We start from the raw sequence: 18,946 nt of genomic DNA, 5'->3' as shown, positions 1-18,946 counted from the left end.
CGGCTCACGCCTTCCAGGTCCCGGCCGCCGCCTCCTCCCGCACGAACTCCGCGAAGTCCCGCGGCTCCCGCCCCAGCACCTGCCGCACCCCGTCCTCCGGATGCGCGTTCCGGCCGTCGAGCAGCGTCTCGAACAGCCCGGTGAGGAAGGCGGCCTCCTGGGGCGGCACCCCGAAGCCGAGCAGCGCCTCGCCGTAGTCCCGCGCCGGCACCGCCCGGTACGTCAGCGGGCGGCCCGTCGCCGCGGCGATCTCCGCCACCGCCTCGCCCCAGGTCAGCAGCCGGGGCCCGGTCACGGAGAGCGTCCGCCCCGCGTACCGCTCCCCGCCCGTCACCGCGGCCACCACCACCTCCGCGATGTCCCGCACGTCCACGAACGGCTCGGCCACCTCACCCGCAGGGAACACCAGCCCCCCGGCCCGCACCTCCGCCGCCAGCGGCCCCTCGCTGAGGTTCTGCGCGAACCACGCCGCCCGTACGACCGTCCAGTCCGCGCCCGACGCCCGCAGCGCCTCCTCGGTGGGCAGCGCCTGGTCCTCGCCCCGAGCGGACAGCAGCACCAGCCGCCGTACGCCCAGACCGACCGCCGCGCCGGCCAGCTCGCCGACCGCCTCGGCGGTGCCCGGGGCGCCGACGTCCGCCGGGTGGACGAGATACGCCGCGTCGGCACCCCGCAGGGTGTCCGCCCACGTCGACCGGTCCGCCCAGTCGAACCCGGTCGCCCGCGACGCCGCCCGCACCGTCAGCCCCGCCGCCTCGGCGGCCCGCGCCACCCGGCTCCCCGTACGCCCCGTCGCGCCCGTGACGACCAGGGTCATGTCCTTCGCGCTCTTCGCGTTCTCCGTCATGCCGTCGAGTCAACTGCCCCGCGCCACGAGGAACCATCGCCGAACGGCTCATTCCCATAAGCCCGCGTCTACGCTGCTGCCATGGACGCACTCACCGGCCTGCTCGAGGGCCCCCGCGCCCGTGGCGCGTTCATGATCCGGGCGTGCTTCGACCCGCCGTGGGCGATCCGCGTGGAGGACCGCGCCCCCCTGACGGTGATGCTGCTCGTCCGCGGCGAGGCGTGGATCGTGCCGGACGGGGGAGAGCGCCTCCGACTGCGTCCCGGCGACCTCGCCGTCGCGCGCGGCCCCGACCCGTACACCTGCGCCGACGACCCGGCCACGGCCCCGCAGGCGCTGATCCTGCCCGGCGGCGAGTGCCACTACCCCGACGGACGCCCCCTCAACGGCGTCATGGACCTCGGAGTCCGCACCTGGGGCGACCGGCCGGACGGAGGGACGGTGATGCTCATCGGCACCTACCGGGTGCGGGGCGAGATCGGCGGCCGGCTCCTCGACGCGCTGCCGCCGCTGCTCTCCCTCACCACCGATGTCTGGGACTGCCCGCTCACGCCGTTCCTCGGCGAGGAGATCGTGCGCGACGCCCCCGGTCAGGAGGTCGTCCTGGACCGGCTGCTCGACCTGCTGGTCATCGCCGCGCTGCGCGCCTGGTTCGCCCGCCCGGAGGCGGAGCCGCCCGCCTGGTACCGCGCCCAGTCCGACCCGGTGGTGGGCCCGGTCGTCCGCCTGCTCCAGGACGACCCCGCCCACCCGTGGACGGTCGCCGACCTCGCCGCGAAGGCCGGCGTCTCCCGCGCCGCCCTCGCCCGCCGCTTCACCGGACTCGTCGGCGAACCCCCGATGACCTACCTCACCGGCTGGCGTCTCGCCCTCGCCGCGGACCGTCTCCGCGACACCGACGAGACCATCGGCGCGATCGCCCGCCAGGTCGGCTACGGCAGCGCGTTCGCCCTCTCCACGGCCTTCAAACGGACGTACGGCGTCAGCCCGCAGGAGTGGCGGAACCGGGCGGCATAGCATGGGGGCGTGTACAGGGAGCGGGCGTCGCGGCTGACGGGCGCGGTCGTGTGGACCAACAGCCCGTCCGGTGGCGGGGGGAACCGGGTGCTGCCCGACGGCTGCATGGACCTGCTGTGGAACGAGGGGCGCCTGCTGGTCGCGGGCCCCGACACCCACGCGCACCTCACCGAGGGCCGGCCGAGCGCCTGGGCGGGTGTCCGTTTCCGACCCGGCACCGCGCCCGCGCTGCTGGGCGTGCCCGCCCACGAACTGCGCGACCTCCGCGTCGCCCTGTCCGACCTGTGGCCGGCGGCCGACGTACGCCGCACGACCGCCCACGTGAACGCGGCGGACGACCCGGCGCACGCCCTGGAGGACCTGGCCCTGCGCCTGGCAGCGGAAACCACCCCGCCGGACCCCTTGCCCGGACTTCTCGTGGCCGCCCTCGACGCGGGCCGCCAGGTCGCCACCACCGCCGACGAACTGGGCCTGAGCGCCCGTCAGTTGCACCGCCGCGCGCTGGCCGCGTTCGGCTACGGCCCGAAGACCCTGGCCCGCATCCTCCGGATGCGCCGCGCCCTCGCCCTGGCCCGGGCGGGCGTCCCCTTCGTGGAGACGGCCACCCGGACCGGTTACGCGGACCAGGCCCATCTCTCCCGCGAGATACGGGACCTGACGGGTCTGCCGCTGGGCGAGCTACTGACCGCTCACGGCCGGCGGCGCGAACAGGTCGACGCCGTTCCCGTCCGGGTCGAGGAGGACGGCGTACCGCTGCCCCCACACCGCGTCCCACGGCTTGAGCTCGAAACGGCTCCCGGCGCCGGTCATCTCCGCGAAGAGCGTGTCGACCTCAGCGGGACTGTCGCACCGCAGCGCCAGTGAGGTCCTGCCCCCGCCCGACGGCGGCTCGAAGTCCGGGTGGAAGGACCGGACCACCTCCTCCGTGTCCAGCAACAGCCGCAGCCCGCCCGGCAGATCGGCTTCCACGTGTCCCTGTGTCTCGGCCCCCTCCGGGAAGGCGAACCCGAGCCGCCGGTAGAAGGCGACGGAGGCGGCCATGTCCGAGACGACCAGCCCGATGGCATCGAATCGTGCGCTCATGCGGCCCACCGTAGGGCCGCGCCCCTACGACGGTCTTGAAGGAATCGGACACGCCGGTCCGGACGACTCTCCTCGAACTCCTCCAGGGTGACCGGTCCCCAGCAGTCGACGAGCCCGTCCGCGTAGATGAACAGGTCGGTCAGGTGGTAGTCGAAGCTACGGATGAAGGCGTGCCGCCAGGTTCCGGGGACGCGTATCCCGTCCGCCGTGCGACAGGTGATCCGGTTGCCGATCACCCGCACATTCCGGGCCACCACCCCGGCTGCCCGGCATCGGGTTCCCGACCCCGCCGCGTAGGCTCGCGCCCATGCCCGCCCCCGCACTCCTCGTGTACACCCGCACCACCGACTACCGGCACGACTCCATCCCCGCCGGTGTCGCCGCCCTGCGCGCCCTCGGCGACTTCACCGTCGACGCCACCGAGGACCCGGCCGCCTTCGAGGAACCGCTCGGCCGCTACGCCGCCGTCGTCCTCCTCTCCACCAGCGGCGAGGTGCTCACCCCGGCCGGGCGGCAGCGGCTCGCGGCGTACGTCGAGGCGGGCGGGGGGTTCGTCGGGGTGCACGCGGCCGCCTGTACGGAGTACGACTGGCCGTACTACGGCGAACTCCTCGGTGCCCGCTTCGACAGGCACCCCGCCTTCCAGCCGGGCCGCGCCGTGGTCGAGGACCACGACCACCCGGCGACCCGGCACCTGCCCGCCGTCTGGGAGTTCACGGACGAGTGGTACGACTTCCGCACCAACCCGCGTGCCACGGGCGTGCGGGTCCTGCTCTCCGCCGACGAGTCGTCGTACGAGGGAGGCGGCATGGGCCCCGACCACCCGCTGGCCTGGTGCCGTGACCAGGGCGCCGGGCGGGTCTTCTACACCGCCCTCGGCCACGCCGCCGAGGCCTACGGCGACCCCGCCTTCCGCGCCCACCTGCGCGGCGGGATCAGCTGGGCGGCCGGGGCGGGTGAGCAGGTCAGTCCGGGCGGTGGGCCGCCGCGACCCGGCCGGCTTCCGCCGGGGCCCCGGTGCCGGACGAAGTGATCACCTCGGAGCGGTGGCCGTCCCGGTTCAGGAGGCCGCCCGTGAGGGCGAGGCCGAGGCCGGCCACGGCGAGGACGGCGCCGACCAGGGCGGGGGAGGTCCAGCCCCAGCCCGCCGAGAGGGCCAGCCCGCCGAGCCAGGCGCCGCCCGCGTTGGCCAGGTTGAAGGCGGAGTGGTTGGAGGCCGCCGCCATCGTCGGGGCGTCCTTCGCCTTGGCCATGAGCAGCATCTGGACGGGCGTGGTGATGAGGGAGCCCAGCGCGCCGATGAAGGTGATCGTCACCAGGGCGGGCCAGGTGCTGTGGACGGTGAAGGAGAACGTCACCAGCGCCGCGGCGAGCAGGGCGAGCCCCGCGTACAGCGTCGGGCGCAGGGCGCGGTCCGTGAGCGGGCCCGCGACCAGCGTGCCGAGCGTCATGCCGACGCCGTAGAGCGCCAGGACCAGGGTGGTCGAGGAGTCGGAGATGCCCGTCACGTTCGTCAGGATGGGCACCAGGTAGCTGTAGACGGCGAAGAAGCCGCCGAATCCCACCACGGCGACGGCCAGGCCGATCGCGACCTGCCGGTTGCCCATCGCCCGCAGCTCGTGCCGGACGCCGGACTGCCCGCCGCGGGGCTGGTGGGGGACGAAGAGGGCCAGCGCGGCGAGCGCGGCGAGGCCGATGACGGCGATCGCGAGGAAAGCGGACCGCCAGCCCAGCTGTTGGCCGAGGGCCGTGCCGGCCGGGACGCCGACGATGTTCGCGACGGTGAGTCCGAGGAACATCTTCGAGACGGCGCGTGCGGCCCGCTCGGGGGCGACCAGCCGGGAGGCCACGACGGCGCCCACGCCGAACAGCGCCCCGTGCGGCAGCCCCGTCAGGAAACGCGCGCCGAAGAGCAGGCCGTAGGTGGGGGCGAGCGCGGACGCGACGTTGCCGACCACGAACAACCCGGACAGGAGCAGCAGCAGCCGCTTGTGGGGCATGCGTGCACCGATGCCCGTCAGCACGGGGGCGCCGACGACGACACCGAGCGCGTAGGCCGAGACGAGGTTGCCGGCGTCCGGCACGGAGACGCCGACCCCGTCGGCGATCTGGGGCAGCAGTCCCATCGTGGCGAACTCGGTCGTGCCGAGGCCGAACGCGACGACGGCCAGGGCCAGCAGGGCCAGGGGCATGGTGCGGGGAAACCTTTCGAAGACAGCGGGCCGGATCGAGGGAGGGAAGGACCGAGGCCGTCCCCGGCTCTCGTGGCCGGTCGCGCTGAGCACCATCGCCCGGCGCGGGACAGGGCGAACCCATAAGGAGTGGAGCAAGAACAGCGAGCCGCGCATTCCAGGATCGGGCCGCACGCCGCTATGACCTGCGTCACGCCGTACCGGGCGGGGCGCCGCCCTCCGACCCCGCCCGGCCGCCTCCCGGGAACCGGGTTCCGCCGTGCTCGCGCGTTCCACCGGCCGGGTCGGCGGTTCCGTGCGGGTGCTCGTCTCCGCCGACGAGTCGTCGTACGACGGCGGCGGCACGGGCGACGGCCCCCGCCGGCCCGGTGCCGCGAACAGGGCGCGGGCCGCGTCTTCCGCACCGCCCCCGGCCATGCCGCCGGGGCCCACGGCGACCCGGACCTCCGTGCCCGTCCGCCGGGCGGCGTCCCCCGGGCCGCCGCCCGTTGGTCACTCCTTGCAGGAGGAGTACGTGTTCACGTCCTGCGGCTCGGGACGGAAGCGGTTCTCCCAGTCACCGGGATAGGCGGCGACCAGCGCGGGCAGCTGGGCCTTCACGTCACTCGCCCACTCGTCGGTGATGTAGTGGCGCAGCGCGTCCCGCAGCTTGTCGCAGTCGCCCCGGCGGCCCTCCGGCAGCGCGATGCCGTACCTGTTGATGTTGCCGAACGAGACGTCGGGCACGACCTTGACGGGCGTGGCGCTGTTCTTCTGCTGTTCCACGTATCCGTAGAGCAGTGCCTCGTCGGTGAACACGGCGTCCACATCGCCCTGCTGCACCTTGCGCACACAGGTCGAGTAGTCGCTCTCCGTGTGCGGTGTCGCGCCGCCGGGCAGTGCGGCGATGGCTGCCGTCGAGCCCTCGACCGTGCAGATCACCTTGTTCGCGACGTCCTTCTCGGTCCTGATGCCGTCGTAGTCCCCGCGGACCAGGAACGCCTGCTTGGTGACGAAGTAGGGCCCCACGAAGTCGACCTGCTCGTCCCGCCGGGGGGTGATCGAGTACGTGCCAATGACCAGCGTCGACGACTTCTCGACGAGCTCCTGCTCCCGCTTGGCGGACACCACGTCGTGCCACCTCGGGGTGAAACCGATGCGCTTGCCGAGGTAGGCGGCCAGGTCCGGCTCCAGACCGCGGTCGGTGTGCCCGCTGTGCAGATTGAATCCCGGCTGGTCGGTCTTGCCGCCGATGTAGACGGTGCCGGTGAGGGAGGACTCCTCGTCCGCCCCGTCCGCCGTCCATCCGCAGGCCGCGACGGTGAACAGCAGGGCGGAGGCCGCCATGACCCGCGCGCACCGGTGACCGGGGGCACGGAGGGAGTACGGGCGGCGCGGAGAATGCGTCTTTGCTGTCACTGGGCTGCTTTCTTTCCTAGTCGTCCAGGTGCGCGGAGGCGACGGACAGGTCCACTTCGCAGCCCTGCTCGGCGTCGAGCAGGACGGACAGCTCGACATCGGTCACCCCTCGCCCCAGGGCGAAGGCGAACTCCGTGCCGGGGGCGCCCGTCTGCACCTGGTCCCTCCCGGCGCCCGCCGTGGAGGTCACGGTCAGCTCGGTGCCGGGCACGCACACCGGGGCGGCGGGGTCGTGCGGGGCCACGTCGAAGGTGATGGTGAGCCGCGGCTTCGGGTCGTCGGTGTGCAGGGAGGCATGGACGGTGTCGCCGTTCACCAGGGGAGGGGCGGTGGCGAGCTTCACGCGGTTCGTCACGTCCACGGGGCGGCTGTCCAGGAACGCCCACGTGCCCCAGGCGGGCAGTCCCACGGCCAGCACGGCGAGCGGGATCACCACGAGGACGAACGGCGGCCACAGCGGTGGCTGTCCGTCGGGGCCCCGGCGCCCGATCAGCGGCAGCACGGCGGCGGCGAACGCCAGCAGCGCCGCCGCCGTCACACCGACCACCGCGGCGTCCCCGCCGAGCGTCAGCCAGATGGCGCCCGCCCCGAGGACGGTCACGAGATCGGCCAGGAGCAGCAGAGTGATCACCCACGCGCCCGCGGCGGCGTCGCGGACCCGCAGCGCCGCACGCCGCAGCCACGAGGGACGCGGTGGACCGTCCTCGCCCGGGGGATCCGCACCTGCCGACGCACTCGGTGTGGCGCTCGTCACGTCGTTGGTCACGCGCGCAGCATAGGTGTACGCGGAGTGACGCAATGAGCGTCGTCACTCGGTCGGTCGACTACGGCGCGAAACGGCCCGCAACCCCGTTCCGATCTGCTATCGAACGGCCCCCGGGCCGTCGGACGGGTCCCGCGGCCGTGCCGTGCTGGCACGTTCCACCAGCCGCGTCGACAGTTCCGTGCGGGTGCTCTCCGGGCGGTGACCGTCCATCATGCGCAGCAGCAGCCGCAGTGCCGTCGCCGCCATCTCGGACAGGGGCTGGCGGACCGTCGTCAGGGCCGGGGTGAGCCAGCGGGCCTCGGGCAGGTCGTCGTAGCCGACCACGCTCATGTCGTCCGGCACGCGCAGACCCCGCTGCGCCAGGACCTCGTAGACCCCGAGTGCCATCCGGTCCGAGCAGACGAAGACGGCCGTGGGCGGCTCGGGCAGTTCGAGGAGCTCGCGCATGCGGCGGCCGGCCGCGCCCTCCCCGGAACCGGCGTGCCGGACGTACTCGGGGCGGTGCCGCACGCCCGCCGCGGCGAGGGCCGAGCGGTAACCGGCGATCCGGGCGTCGGCGCACAGCGTGTGCCGGTGGCCTGCCACGACCGCGATGCGCTCGTGCCCCAGGGCCAGCAGGTGCTCCGTCGCCGTCGCCCCGCCCCGCCAGTTCGCCGCGCCCACCGAGACGACGCCCGCCGGCGGTTCGAGCACCGGGTCGATCATCACGAACGGAATGCGGTGCTGAGCGAGCCACGCGTACTGCGGCTCGCTCAGCTCGGCCAGGTGGAACAGCACCCCCGACGATCCCCGCAGGACGAGTTTGTCCAGCCAGCCCCGCTCCGGCCGCTCCGCGCGGCTCCGCGTCAGGGCGGCCGAGACGACGAGCTCGAGACCCGCGTCGTGCGCCGCCTCCTCCGCGCCGTGCAGCACCGCGCCCGCCCCGGAGGTCTCCAGCGAGTGCACCACGAGGTCCACCAGGCGCGGCGCCCTCCCGCCGTCGAACCGGGGTCTCCTGATGTACCCGAGCCGGTCCAGTGCCTCGGTGACGCGGCGGCGGGTCTCGGGGGCCACGTCCTCGCGGCCGTTGACCACCTTGGACGCGGTCGGCACGGACACCCCCGCCTCGCGGGCCACCACCGCCAGCGTCGGTCCGGCCGTCACGCCGGCACTCCCCGCACGGACCATCGGGCACCCACCTCTCCGAATAGAAAGCGCTTCCTACTGTAGGTCCGGCGCACCGGGGCGGGAAGAACCCTCACGCGGACCCAGGAATACCGACGGGCGCCGTGGCGCTCTCGTGTCACCGGCGGGTCCGACCGGTGCGTGACGCGGCGCGGTGCGGTGAAGGGCTGGTGGGCACATGACGGCAGACCGGGGCGGCCCCGTGGCCAGAACCCCGTACGGCGCCGTGCGCGGCCGCTGGGAGCGGGACGTGGCCGTCTTCCGGGGCATCCCCTACGCGGCACCCCCCTTCGGCCCCCGCCGCTTCCGCCCACCGGTCCCCCCGGCCCGCTGGGACGGCGTACGAGAAGCCGCCGCCTTCGGACCGACGGCCCCCAAGCCTCCGTACTCGGAGGCCTTCGCGCAGTACCTCTCCGACCCGGCCGTCCCCGGCGACGACTGCCTCAACCTCAACGTCTGAACCCCCGACCCCGCCCCCGGCGCCCGCCTCCCCGTCCTCATATGGCTCCACGGCGGCGCCCTGACCAGGGGCTCCTCGGCGGTCCCCGTCTACGACGGCCACACCTTCGCCCGCGACGGCGTGGTGTTCGTGTCGGTCAACTACCGCCTCGGTGTCGAGGGCTACGGCCTCTTCCCGGACACTCCCGCCAACCCCGGACTGCGCGACCAGCTCGCCGCGCTCCACTGGGTCCACGAGTCGATCGGGGCCTTCGGCGGCGGCCCGGACCGCATCACCCTCGGCGGCCAGTCCGCCGGAGCGATCAGCACGGGCGCGCTCATCGCCGCCCCGGGGACCCAGGGGCTGGTCCGCCGGGCCGTCCTGCAGAGCGGCCCGCCCGAGACCACGGACCGCGACAAGGTACGGCGCACGGTCCGCCGGATGGCGAACCGGCTCAGGATCCCCGCCACCGCCGAGGCCTTCGCCGCCGTCGACCGCGACCAGCTGCTCCGCGTCCAGGCCGACATCGGCCGCCTCAGCAGCCCGGTACTCGGCGGCCCCGCCTTCGGCGTCGTCGTCGACGGCGACCTGATCCCGCGCGACCCCCTGGAGGCACTGACGGACGGCGCCGCCCCCGGCGTGGAGCTGCTGACCGGCTGGACCCGGGACGAGTACCGCCTCTGGCTCGTCCCCGGCGGCCTGATGGAACGCGTCGACCGCCTCGGCGCCCTCGCCCTGGCCGGCGCGATGGCCCGCTGCCACTGCGGCAGCGAGGTCCCGCGCGGCTACCGCGCCCTGCGCCCCGACGCCGGCACCGCGGAACTCGTCGGCCAGCTGGTCACCGACCACCTGCTCCGCGTCCCCCTGCACCGCCTGGCCGACGGCCGCCAGGAGCCCTCCTACGTCTACGAGTTCGCCTGGCCCTCCGGCCGCCCAGGCATGGGCGCCTGCCACGCCCTGGAACTCGGCTTCGTCTTCGACAGCGGCGCCGAGCCGGACGCCCGCAAGCTCGCGGGCGAGGGCGCACCGCGGGACCTGGCCGACGCGATGCACGGGGCGTGGGTGCGGTTCGTCTCCGACGGCTCGCCGGGCTGGGAACGGTGGGACACCCACCACCCGGTGCAGATCTACGGCGACGGCGACCCGCACGTCGAAGAAGGCCCCCGGGACCGCGAACTCGCCCTGTGGACCACGCCGTCCACCGAGGACCCCGCCCCCGTCACGACACCCGAACTCCGCTCGGTCGTGCGTCGCCTGCGCCACAGCGGCGCACTCCGCCGGAACTGACAACCGCGATCCCGCCAGTTCCTTTCCCGCCCCCGGGAAGGGCGCCCCGGGGCCACCTCGGCCTCCTGTCTCTCGCATCCCTCCTGTCCCTCACGTCCCTCACGTGCGGGATTCAGCCCGTGCCCCGGAAGTCTCGCGGTCAGGGACCTTCACCCCCGGGGGGACCGCGGCCCGCAGCTCCCTCACCAAGGCGCGCACGACGGCGGATCCTGCCAGTTCGGACGTGGTGACGTAACCGACCCAGCGGGTCGGGCGCCGGGAACCGAGATCGGTGATCTCGACCGAGTGCGGTGCTCCGGCCAGGGACAGCGCGGGCATGATCGCCATTCCGTGACCACCGCTCACCAAGGAGAGCACCGCTCCGTCGTCCTCGGCCTCGACGGTCGCCTTCGGGATCCAGTCCTGCGTGGCCCACCAGTCGCGGGTGTACGAGCCGCAGTTCTCGGCCCAGTCGACCAGTGGCAGCGAACGCGGGGCGGTGTGACCCGCCGCGTGCACCAGGGCGTACGGCTCCTCGAAGAGCCCGCTCGCGACGAGCCCCGAGGGAAGAGGCACGGAGCCGCTCAGCGTGGCGATGGCCATGTCGGCCTTCCCGCCGGCCACTTCGCCCGCGGTGCCGCGCCCCACCTCCCGTACGATCCGCACCTGCGGCTCGATGCCCGGATGCCGGGCGCGCAGCCGTTGCAGGACGGGCGGCAGCAGATGGAGCGCCGCACTGCGGAAGGCCGCGATCCGCAGCGGCCCCTCCGCCGCGTCCGACCGGGCCGCACCGCGCGCCTCGACGGCCAGCACGTCCAGCAGGCGCAGGACGCGGCGGGCGTGCGTCACGGCCTTCTCCCCGGCGGGGGTGGGGCGGGCGCCGGTACGGCCGCGTTCGAAGAGCACGGCACCGATCTTGCGCTCGCTGCCGCGCACCGAGTGGGAGACCGCCGACTGGGTCAGTCCGAGCGTCCCGGCCGCGGCGGAGAAGCCGCCGGTGTCGGCGACCGCCACCAGGACGCGCAGTTCGTGCGGGGCGAGATCGGCATCGGTCGTGCGGACCACGGGGCGTTCACCTCAAGGTATGAGAACTGCTCATGGAACGGGCTGTCGCATGAGCCCAACCGGCTGCCCACCGGCCGCATTCCCGCCCTACGGTCCGGTCATGAACGAAACCGCGCTCACCGTCCACCAGACCGCCCGCCCCCACGGCTTCCCCACCCCCGAACACTTCACCTTCGTGGAGTCCACGCTTCCCGCTCCCGCGCCCGGCAGTGCGCTGGTGGAGAATCTCTACTGGTCCGTCGACCCCTACCACCGCGAGATGATGGACGACGTGCCCGGCGGTTTCGCGCTCGACGCACCGCTGGAGGGCCGCACCATCGGCCGGGTCGTCGCCTCGCGCACACCGGGGCTGGCCGAGGGCGACCTCGTGTTCCACCGCCAGGGCTGGCGCACGCACGCGGTGGTCACACCCGAGGAGATCCGGCGGCTGCCGCCCTTCGACGGGGTCCCCCTCACCGCGTACCTGAGCGTCCTCGGCGGCACCGGACTGACCGCCTACGTGGGACTGACCCGCATCGCCAGGCTCCGGGAGGGCGAGGACCTGTTCGTGTCGGCCGCGGCGGGCGGAGTGGGCACGGCGACCGGACGGTTCGCCCGGCTGCTCGGCGCCGGACGCCTCGTGGGCAGCGCGGGCTCGCAGGCGAAGGCCGAGCATCTGGTGCGGAAGGTCGGCTACGACGCCGCGTTCGACTACCACGACGGTCCCGCCGCCGACCTGCTCCGCAAGGTCGCCCCGGACGGCATCGACGTGTTCGTCGACAACGTCGGCGGCGAGCAACTGGCCGCGGCGATGGGGTCGCTGCGCGAGTTCGGGCGCATCGTCCGCATCGGCACGATCAGCCAGTACAACGACCCCGCCGCGCCGCCGCCGCGCTTCGACTACGCGGACATCGTGGAGAAGAGCATCCGCATGGAGGGCTTCCTGGTCAGCAACCACCGTGACGTGCAGGAGGAGTTGTACGAGTTCGCGGTACCGCACCTGCAGAGCGGCCGGCTCACCCTGGACGAGACGGTGGTCGACGGCTTCGAGCACATCGTGGACGCGTTCCTGGGCATGCTGCGCGGCCACAACACCGGCAAGATCATCGTGAGGGACCGCACGCAGGCGGCGTCTTGGTCCCGTCCGACCCACGCGGTACGAGATGCCAGGACGTCGCATGCCCGGGACAATTGAAGGAAAAGGGCCGACTCATCCTGGTCGGCCGGTTCGGTCGCACCGGGGCAGGCCTTCATGTCGTGAGGAGTCCAAGGTGAGTTTCGACTTGATCAACGACGCGCGACAGCATCCGGAGAACTACCCGCCGCACGGGAACTCCGCGGGCGCGGTCATGACCGCGTGCGCGAGGGGTTTCGACTCGTCGCCGCAGCTGACGGACGCGGCGAACGCCCACAACCTCTTCCTGAAGGACCAATCGAGGGACTGGGCCGTCAGCGGCGACAACATGCACCGCGGCCCCAGCGGGAAACTGGTCTGGGAGGCCGGGGAGCCCATGGACCAGGCCGGCTACCGCTCCTGGCGGGCGGAGAACGTGGCCGTGGGCTTCAGCACGGCGGAGGAGGCGCTGCGCTTCTGGATGCAGGACGACGAACGCTTCGGCTGGGGGCACCGCAACGCCATCCTCCGGCCCGAAACGCAGGAGGCCGGTCTGGGCCACCACGAGGGCGGCGCCTGGGGCCACTACTGGACGCTGGACATGGGCACGAGGTAGTCCGTCCCGTCATGAGGAGAACCCGGCCGGCGCCCTACAGCTCGGACTCACCCCATGAGGTGACGTCCACGGCGTCACCGACGGAGAGGGTGCCGGTGCGGAGCACGGCGTACTTGGTGCCGTAGGCGACGCCGCCCCCGGTGGCGCGGCGGTAACCGGCGAGAGTGCGGAGCGGTTCCGGGCCCGCCTTCGCTCCCGTGCCCTGGTCGACCATGGTCACCGCGCAGCGGACGGCGAGCTTGGCGTAACCCAGTTCCGTGTCGCCGATGCGGATGCGGTGGGCGCGGTCCTCGGTGTGCGGTTCGTCCCAGCCGTCGATCACGATGTTGGGCCGGAAGCGGTTCATCGGCAGCGGCGGGACGTCGCGTTCGGCCAGCTTGCGGTCGAGCAGTCCGAGCGTGGCGCGTGAGACGACGTGCAGGGCGCAGCTGTCGGCGTAGGCGGAGGTACCGGGGATCCTGCCGTCGGTCACGCGGTCGTGCTCCGGTGGTACGCGCACGAGCCGGCTCGGCGCGCGGAGCACCTCCGTGAACCAGCCGGCGGCCGTGTCGCCCTGGTCGATGCCCTGGTGGACCGTCCCGAGCAGGTCCACCTTGCGGCGGGCGGCGGCTGTGTCCACGTGGAGGTCCAGCGGCTCGGTGTCCGGCGCGTGAAGCGTGAGTCGCTCGCCGGCGGCGTCGACCGTGGGTCGGATCAAGGCCAGCCGGGGGTCCCGACGCTGGGTCCGCCCCACACCCTCCTCGCTGACGACCATGAACGTGCGGTCGTGCGCGAGCCCGGCGGGCGTGAGCAGCGCCTCGCCCGCCGATGTCCCGGCGCAGCCTTTGATCGGGTAGTACGTCAGCTCGACAACGCTGGCCATGGTGGCGTTTCCGTCAGTCCTCTGCCATCGGACGTGCGGCGAGGAATGCGGTCCAGGTTTTCGGGGTGACGGTGAGGTGGGGGGCGTCCGGGGTCTTGGAGTCGCGGATGTGGATGGCGATGGGGTGGGGGGCGACCTCTACGCAGGCGCCGCCTTCATCCCCGCTGTAGCTGGACTTGCGCCAGGTGTAGGCGACTTCGATGCAGTTGCCGCCATCGCTGCCGCTGTAGCTCGACTTGAACCACCGAAGTGCGGTGCTGCTCATTGGTCTCCTAGAAGACGGTCCAGCAGGTCCCTCGTGTCTTCGGGGTTGAGGGCCTGTGACCGCAGCATCGCACACCTTTGCGTGAGGATCGCTACCTCGTTGGGATCAGCGATCAGCTGGCTACCGCGTTGAGTTTCGGTGTAGGCGAGGCGCTGGTGGTCGGGTGTCTCCAGGAGGACGAATGGGCCGTCGAGGGCTGCGTGTGTGGTGCGCCCCAAGGGCAGGACCTGCAAGGTGAAGCCCGGCAGCTCAGAGAGCTGCCGCAGACGCCGCAACTGGTCGACGTACACCTCCCGACCACCCAGGCGGTCTCGGAGTACCGCCTCCCAGACGACGAAGCGTGTAATCGGTGGCTCCTTGCGGTGGAAGATGGTTTGCCGTTCTGTGCGCGCGACGACGTGCTGCTCGATAGTGTTCTCGTCGATGACGGGAATGCGGCTGCGGAAGACCGCCCGTGCATACGCCTCTGTCTGAAGGAGACCAGGCAGTACCTGGTTCTCGTACGACGAGATCGCGATCGCCTTCCGCTCCCGGTCCAGATACTCCTCCGCCCACAGCGGAATCAGATCCACCTCCGGCATCCTGCTCAGCGCGACCGACAACGCGCCCTGGGTGCAGAGGAGTTCGTCGAGCTGCTCGGCGAGGTCCGGCTTCAGGGGCCGTCTGCCCTGCTCGATCGACGCGATCTGCTGCTCGCTGATGACGAACCGTTCGCCCAGCGACCGCTGGGTGTGGCCGGCGGCATTGCGGTAGAGGGCGAGCAGTGCGCCCACCATCTTCATCGCGGAGGCGTTCCGCCGTGTCGTGGTGCCCATGAGGCCGTACTCCCCGTTCGTGCCCATACGTTCGCTGTCGCGCAGGCGTACAGCCGAGACGTACGGATGCGCGGACGTTTGCGCGTCAGGTGCTCGAGGAGTGGGGCGTACGCGTCCGCGCGGACGATGTACTGCTGTGCGTCAGTGAACTGGCGACCAATGCCCTGCTGCACGGCGTGCCGCCCGGCCGTGGATTCCTTCTGCGCCTCCTGCCGTACGCCGACGGCGTCCGCGTCGAGGTGCACGACAGCGGGGGCGGTGTGCCCGCCGTACCGCAGAACCAGCCCGATGAGAGCGGGCGCGGGCTGCTGCTCGTGGCCGGGCTGGCGGACAAGTGGGGCGTGGGGGAGCGGGAGCCCGGGAAGGTCGTGTGGTGCGAGTTCGCTACGGAGCCCGCAGCACCGACGCCACCGACGCGATCGTCTCCGGTCCCACCCGGCAGCACCCTCCGATCAGCCGGGCCCCCGACTCACGCCAGCCCCTCACCTGCCCGGCGCTGAACGTCGACCGGCCCGTCCACGCCCGCGCTCCGGCGTCCCACGTCTCGCCGCTGTTGGGGTAGACCACGACCGGTTTGCCGGTGACCCGGGCGGCGAGGGTCACCGCGCGGTCCGCGTCCTCCGGCGTGCAGCAGTTCACGCCCACCGCGATCACCTCGTCCGCCCGCGCCGCCAGTGCGAAGGCCTCCTCCAGCGGCTGTCCGGCGCGGGTGCGGCCGCCCGTCGCCGAGTACGACAGCCAGGCCGGTACGCCCAGACCGCGCACCGCGCGCAGCAGCGCCTCCGCCTCGTCCGTGTCGGGGACCGTCTCCAGGGCCAGCACGTCCGGGGCGGCCCCCGCCAGGACCTCCATGCGCGGGCGGTGGAAGCGTTCCAGTTCCGCCACGCTCAGCCCGTACCGGCCCCGGTACTCCGAGCCGTCCGCGAGCATCGCGCCGTACGGGCCGACCGAGGCCGCCACCCACAGCGGGCGCGTCACCCGGGCCCGCCGGGCCGCCGTACGGGCGCACTCCACGCTCAGGGCCAGCAGACCGGCCGCCTCCTCCCGGCCGGTCCCGCGCCGCGCGAACCCCTCGAACGTCGCCTGGTAGCTCGCAGTGATCGCCACGTCGGCGCCCGCCTCGAAATAGGCGAGGTGGGCCGCCGTCACCGCCTCGGGGTCCTCGGCGAGCAGCCGGGCCGACCACAGTTCGTCGCTCAGGTCGTGACCGGCCGCCGCGAGCTGGTTGGACATGCCGCCGTCGAGCACGACGACCGTGCCGTCCGCGAGTGCCTCGGCGAGGGCAGGAGGGGTGCTCATACCGGCGACGCTAGCCGAGGTGGCGGTCACAGCGCGCCCTCCGGCCCCGGTGCTGGGATGCTGAGAGGGGGTACAGCCGGACAGGGCGGTCGAGTGCCATGACGGAGCTTGAAGAGGACGGTCCGCCTGCGGCGGACGACCGCGCCGACCCGCACGGGGACCCGTTCCTGCGGACCCGGTTCGCCGTGCCCGCGAGACCGGCGACGTACCTGCGGCGGGAGCGGCTGACCAGGCGTCTCGACCAGGGCCTGCGGACTCCGCTGACCATGGTCAACGGTGCCGCGGGGGCCGGGAAGACCCTGCTCGTCGCGGACTGGGTGGAGCGTCTGGACGGGCTGCCCGTCGCCTGGTTCACCACCGAGGCGGCCGGGGACGGGCCCGGCATGTTCTGGGCGTACGTGCTGCGGGCCCTGCACACCGTCGGTGTCCCGCTGCCCGCCGGCATCGGGTTCCCGGCGGACGCGAACCGCGTGAGCCCTGCCCTGGGGGCCCGGCTCGCCGCCGGGCTGAGCGTCCGGGAGCGGCCCGTGATCCTCGTGCTCGACGAGTTCGACCGGGTGACCTCCCCGGAGATCGCCGAGCAGCTGGAATTCGTGCTGCGTCACGCCGGGCCGGGGCTGCGGCTGGTCCTCGTCACCCGCACCGAACCGCTGTTACCCCTGCACCGTTACCGGGCCGCGGGCGAGCTGACGGAGATCAGGGACGCCGACCTGGCCTTCACCCCGCACGAGGCGGCCCGGCTGGTGGAGCTGCACGGGCTGCGGCTGCCCCCGGCCGCCGTGCGCGCGCTCGTGGAGCGCACCCGGGGGTGGGCCGCCGGGCTGCGGCTCTCGGCGCTGGCGGCGGGGGAGAGCCCGGATCCGGAGGTGTACCTCAAGGAGTTCGAGGCGGACCGGAGCGCGATCGCCGACTTCCTGCTGGCGGAGGTGCTCAAGCGGCAGGACGCCGAGACCCAGGACCTGCTGCTGCGGGTGAGCGTGCTCGACCGGTTCTGTCACGGCCTGGCGAACGCGGTCACGGGGCGCGACGACGCCGAGGCCATTCTGGTCCGGCTGAGCCGGGGCAACGCCTTCGTCGAGCACCTCGGGCAGGGGCTGTACCGGCTCCACCCCCTGTTCGCCGAGATCCTCCGCGCCCATCTGCGGACGCGCCTGCCCGGTCTGGAACCCGAGCTGCACCGGCGGGCCGCCGAGTGGCTGCGGCGGTCCGGACGTCTTCCGGAGGCGCTCGGGCACGGGGCCGCCGCCGACGACTGGGAGTTCACCGCCGGCGCCCTGGTCGACGACCTCGCCATCGGCCAGTTCTTCACCGGGCCGCGCTCCGACGCGGTGGCCGGACTGTTCTCCCACATGGGGCGGGAGGGCACCGGACCCGCCCCGGAGCTGGTACGGGCGGCCGGCCGGCTGGCCCGGTGCGAACTCGACGGCGGGCTGGCCCATCTGCGTCGCGCACAGCACGAACTGGTGGAGTACGACGGTACGGCGGACGAGGCGGCGGCCCGGCTGAGCTGCGCCCTGCTGGAGGCCCTCGCCGCCCGGCTGGCCGGTGCGCCGGACCGGGTGGAGAGCGCGGTCCGGACGGCCGAGGGGGTGTGGGGTGCGGTCCCCGACGAGCTGCTGGAGCGGCATCCCGAACTCACCGCGCTGCTGCTGGACCACCTGGGTTCCACGCGGCTGTGGGCCGGGCACTTCGAGGAGGCCCGGGCCGCCCTGTCCATGGTGGCGGACTCCGCCCCGGGCGCGGCCACGGCGCTTCCGCGCGAGGACTCGCTGGGCAGGCTCGCCCTGATCGACCACCTGAACGGCTGGCCCGGCAGGGCCGAACGCAGGGCGTGCGAGGCCCTCGCCGAGACGGAGCGGTTCGGACTGCCCCGGTCGTCCGGCTCCGGTGTCGAACGGCTCGTCCTGGCCGCCGTCGCCGTGGACCGCGACGAGCTGGGGCAGGCCCGCGACCTGCTCGACACGTCGGCCGAGTCGCACCCGGCGATGCGGGACCCCGTACGGGAGGCCGGGCGCGCCCTGACGGCCGCGCGGCTGCATCTGGCGTGCGGCGATCCGGGGGCCGCGCTGAAGGCGGTGGAACCGGAGGTGCCGGCCGACGTCGTGTCGCCGTGGGCGCGGGGGGAGGCGGCGCTCGTCGCGGCCGCCGCCCATCTCGCCGAGGGGCGCGGGGAGACGGCCGCCGGGCTGCTGCGGGAGGTGCCCGACGAGCAGCCGGCGTGCGCGGTGGGGGCCGCACGGGTCCGGCTCGCCACCGGCGGGGCCGACGCGGCCGTACGGTTGCTCGACCGGGCGCGTCCGGAGGGGCGGGCCGGTCCCGCGGTGACCGTCCGGGCGGCGCTGGTGCGGGCGCAGGCCGCGGACGGGGCGGGGGACGGTGCCGCCGCGCGCGGACTCGTGGTGCGGGCGTTGGCGGAGGCCCGCCGGGAGCGGTTGCGCCGACCCTTCCGCGAGGCCGGGCCGTGGATCCGGCCCTACCTGGGCACGGCGTCACCGCACTGGCTGACGACCGGCCGGCCCGCACCCGGCCCGTCCCCGTGCCGGCCCGGGCAGCCGCCGCCGGTCGTCGAGGAGCTGAGCGCGCGCGAGCGCGACGTACTGCGCAGCCTGGCCCTGACGATGTCCACCGAGGAGATCGCCGCCGACCTGTACGTGTCGGTGAACACGGTCAAGACCCACCTCAAGAGCGTCTACCGGAAGCTGTCCGTCAACCGCCGCAACGAAGCGGTGCGCCGAGCCCGCGAACTGGACCTGCTGTGA

The 18,946-nt window shown here is 73.6% G+C and carries 16 protein-coding genes and 4 pseudogenes; 8 read left to right on the top strand and 12 right to left on the bottom strand.

The annotated features are described in order from the left end of the window. Positions 1–4 precede the first annotated feature (4 nt). Positions 5–847, bottom strand: coding sequence for an NmrA family transcriptional regulator (locus tag ACH4VX_RS25405; protein WP_398370332.1), 843 nt, complete (start codon positions 845–847; stop codon positions 5–7). Between the two features lie 81 nt (positions 848–928). On the opposite strand from ACH4VX_RS25405, the gene ACH4VX_RS25400 reads away from it, so the two are divergent. After that, complete coding sequence (locus ACH4VX_RS25400; RefSeq protein ID WP_398370330.1) at positions 929–1,864, top strand: AraC family transcriptional regulator; 936 nt, start codon at positions 929–931, stop codon at positions 1,862–1,864. A 9-nt stretch (positions 1,865–1,873) separates the two neighbouring features. Then, positions 1,874–2,548: pseudogene (locus tag ACH4VX_RS25395) on the top strand (helix-turn-helix domain-containing protein); the annotation flags it as partial. Here the strand turns inward: ACH4VX_RS25395 and ACH4VX_RS25390 are convergent. Together ACH4VX_RS25390 and ACH4VX_RS25385 are read right to left on the bottom strand one after the other, a co-directional pair. Continuing rightward, positions 2,543–2,947, bottom strand: a complete 405-nt coding sequence (locus ACH4VX_RS25390) for a VOC family protein (RefSeq protein WP_398370328.1) — start codon at positions 2,945–2,947, stop codon at positions 2,543–2,545. The pseudogene ACH4VX_RS25395 and the gene ACH4VX_RS25390 sit on opposite strands and share 6 nt — an antisense overlap. A gap of 68 nt (positions 2,948–3,015) precedes the next feature. Then, positions 3,016–3,183: pseudogene (locus ACH4VX_RS25385) on the bottom strand (DUF1768 domain-containing protein); the annotation flags it as partial. Positions 3,184–3,254: 71 nt separating this feature from the next. Between ACH4VX_RS25385 and ACH4VX_RS25380 the strand changes: the two are divergent. Then, positions 3,255–3,980: a ThuA domain-containing protein gene (locus ACH4VX_RS25380; RefSeq protein WP_398370326.1), complete on the top strand. Its 726-nt coding sequence runs from the start codon at positions 3,255–3,257 to the stop codon at positions 3,978–3,980. On the opposite strand, the gene ACH4VX_RS25375 is transcribed toward ACH4VX_RS25380, so the two are convergent. From ACH4VX_RS25375 to ACH4VX_RS25360, 4 genes are all read right to left on the bottom strand, one after another. Further along, positions 3,913–5,139, bottom strand: a complete 1,227-nt coding sequence (locus ACH4VX_RS25375) for an MFS transporter (RefSeq protein WP_398370324.1) — start codon at positions 5,137–5,139, stop codon at positions 3,913–3,915. The two genes, ACH4VX_RS25380 and ACH4VX_RS25375, sit on opposite strands and share 68 nt — an antisense overlap. Positions 5,140–5,631: 492 nt before the next feature. Next, the gene (locus ACH4VX_RS25370; protein ID WP_398370322.1) at positions 5,632–6,465 is read right to left on the bottom strand and encodes a transporter substrate-binding domain-containing protein; all 834 of its coding nucleotides are present in this window, start codon (positions 6,463–6,465) and stop codon (positions 5,632–5,634) included. 88 nt (positions 6,466–6,553) lie between these two features. Further along, the gene (locus tag ACH4VX_RS25365) at positions 6,554–7,303 is read right to left on the bottom strand and encodes a hypothetical protein (protein ID WP_398370320.1); all 750 of its coding nucleotides are present in this window, start codon (positions 7,301–7,303) and stop codon (positions 6,554–6,556) included. A 96-nt stretch (positions 7,304–7,399) separates the two neighbouring features. Further along, positions 7,400–8,470: a LacI family DNA-binding transcriptional regulator gene (locus ACH4VX_RS25360; RefSeq protein WP_398370318.1), complete on the bottom strand. Its 1,071-nt coding sequence runs from the start codon at positions 8,468–8,470 to the stop codon at positions 7,400–7,402. A 175-nt stretch (positions 8,471–8,645) separates the two neighbouring features. On the opposite strand from ACH4VX_RS25360, the pseudogene ACH4VX_RS25355 reads away from it, so the two are divergent. Next, positions 8,646–10,193 (top strand): annotated as a pseudogene (locus ACH4VX_RS25355) (carboxylesterase/lipase family protein). Between the two features lie 99 nt (positions 10,194–10,292). Here ACH4VX_RS25355 and ACH4VX_RS25350 read toward each other — a convergent pair. Next, entirely contained in the window at positions 10,293–11,237 is a 945-nt protein-coding gene (locus ACH4VX_RS25350; protein WP_398370317.1) for a LysR family transcriptional regulator, read from the bottom strand. A gap of 100 nt (positions 11,238–11,337) precedes the next feature. On the opposite strand from ACH4VX_RS25350, the gene ACH4VX_RS25345 reads away from it, so the two are divergent. Together ACH4VX_RS25345 and ACH4VX_RS25340 are read left to right on the top strand one after the other, a co-directional pair. Then, a complete protein-coding gene (locus ACH4VX_RS25345) occupies positions 11,338–12,411 on the top strand; it encodes an NADP-dependent oxidoreductase (protein WP_398370315.1) in 1,074 nt (357 codons plus the stop codon). A 76-nt stretch (positions 12,412–12,487) separates the two neighbouring features. Next, positions 12,488–12,946 carry a CAP domain-containing protein gene (locus tag ACH4VX_RS25340; protein WP_398370313.1) on the top strand — a complete coding sequence of 153 codons (459 nt, stop codon included), beginning with the start codon at positions 12,488–12,490 and terminating at the stop codon, positions 12,944–12,946. Positions 12,947–12,980: 34 nt separating this feature from the next. Here ACH4VX_RS25340 and ACH4VX_RS25335 read toward each other — a convergent pair whose 3' ends face one another. Genes ACH4VX_RS25335 through ACH4VX_RS25325 form a run of 3 tightly spaced genes read right to left on the bottom strand, consistent with a single transcriptional unit; the run spans position 12,981 to position 14,888 of the window. Beyond that, on the bottom strand, positions 12,981–13,808 hold the full coding sequence (locus ACH4VX_RS25335) for an MOSC domain-containing protein (RefSeq protein WP_398370312.1): 828 nt from the start codon (positions 13,806–13,808) through the stop codon (positions 12,981–12,983). A gap of 13 nt (positions 13,809–13,821) precedes the next feature. After that, positions 13,822–14,073 (bottom strand): DUF397 domain-containing protein, encoded by a 252-nt coding sequence (locus ACH4VX_RS25330; protein ID WP_398370311.1) that lies wholly within the window; start codon positions 14,071–14,073, stop codon positions 13,822–13,824. After that, on the bottom strand, positions 14,070–14,888 hold the full coding sequence (locus ACH4VX_RS25325; protein WP_398370309.1) for a helix-turn-helix domain-containing protein: 819 nt from the start codon (positions 14,886–14,888) through the stop codon (positions 14,070–14,072). Before ACH4VX_RS25325 ends, ACH4VX_RS25330 begins: the two co-directional genes overlap by 4 nt. An 89-nt stretch (positions 14,889–14,977) precedes the next feature. On the opposite strand from ACH4VX_RS25325, the pseudogene ACH4VX_RS25320 reads away from it, so the two are divergent. Then, a pseudogene (locus ACH4VX_RS25320) lies at positions 14,978–15,274 on the top strand (ATP-binding protein); the annotation flags it as partial. Here the strand turns inward: ACH4VX_RS25320 and mmuM are convergent. Then, complete coding sequence (gene mmuM / locus ACH4VX_RS25315) at positions 15,273–16,187, bottom strand: homocysteine S-methyltransferase (RefSeq protein WP_398370308.1); 915 nt, start codon at positions 16,185–16,187, stop codon at positions 15,273–15,275. The pseudogene ACH4VX_RS25320 and the gene mmuM overlap by 2 nt on opposite strands. Positions 16,188–16,285: 98 nt before the next feature. Here mmuM and ACH4VX_RS25310 point away from each other — a divergent pair, with 98 nt between their 5' ends. After that, positions 16,286–18,946 carry a LuxR C-terminal-related transcriptional regulator gene (locus ACH4VX_RS25310; protein ID WP_398370306.1) on the top strand — a complete coding sequence of 887 codons (2,661 nt, stop codon included), beginning with the start codon at positions 16,286–16,288 and terminating at the stop codon, positions 18,944–18,946.

This window comes from Streptomyces sp. NPDC020731 (genome assembly GCF_044334705.1).
GTDB lineage: Bacteria > Actinomycetota > Actinomycetes > Streptomycetales > Streptomycetaceae > Streptomyces.
Note: the sequence above shows the minus strand (reverse complement) of the source record. Positions and strands in the feature narration are given on the sequence as shown.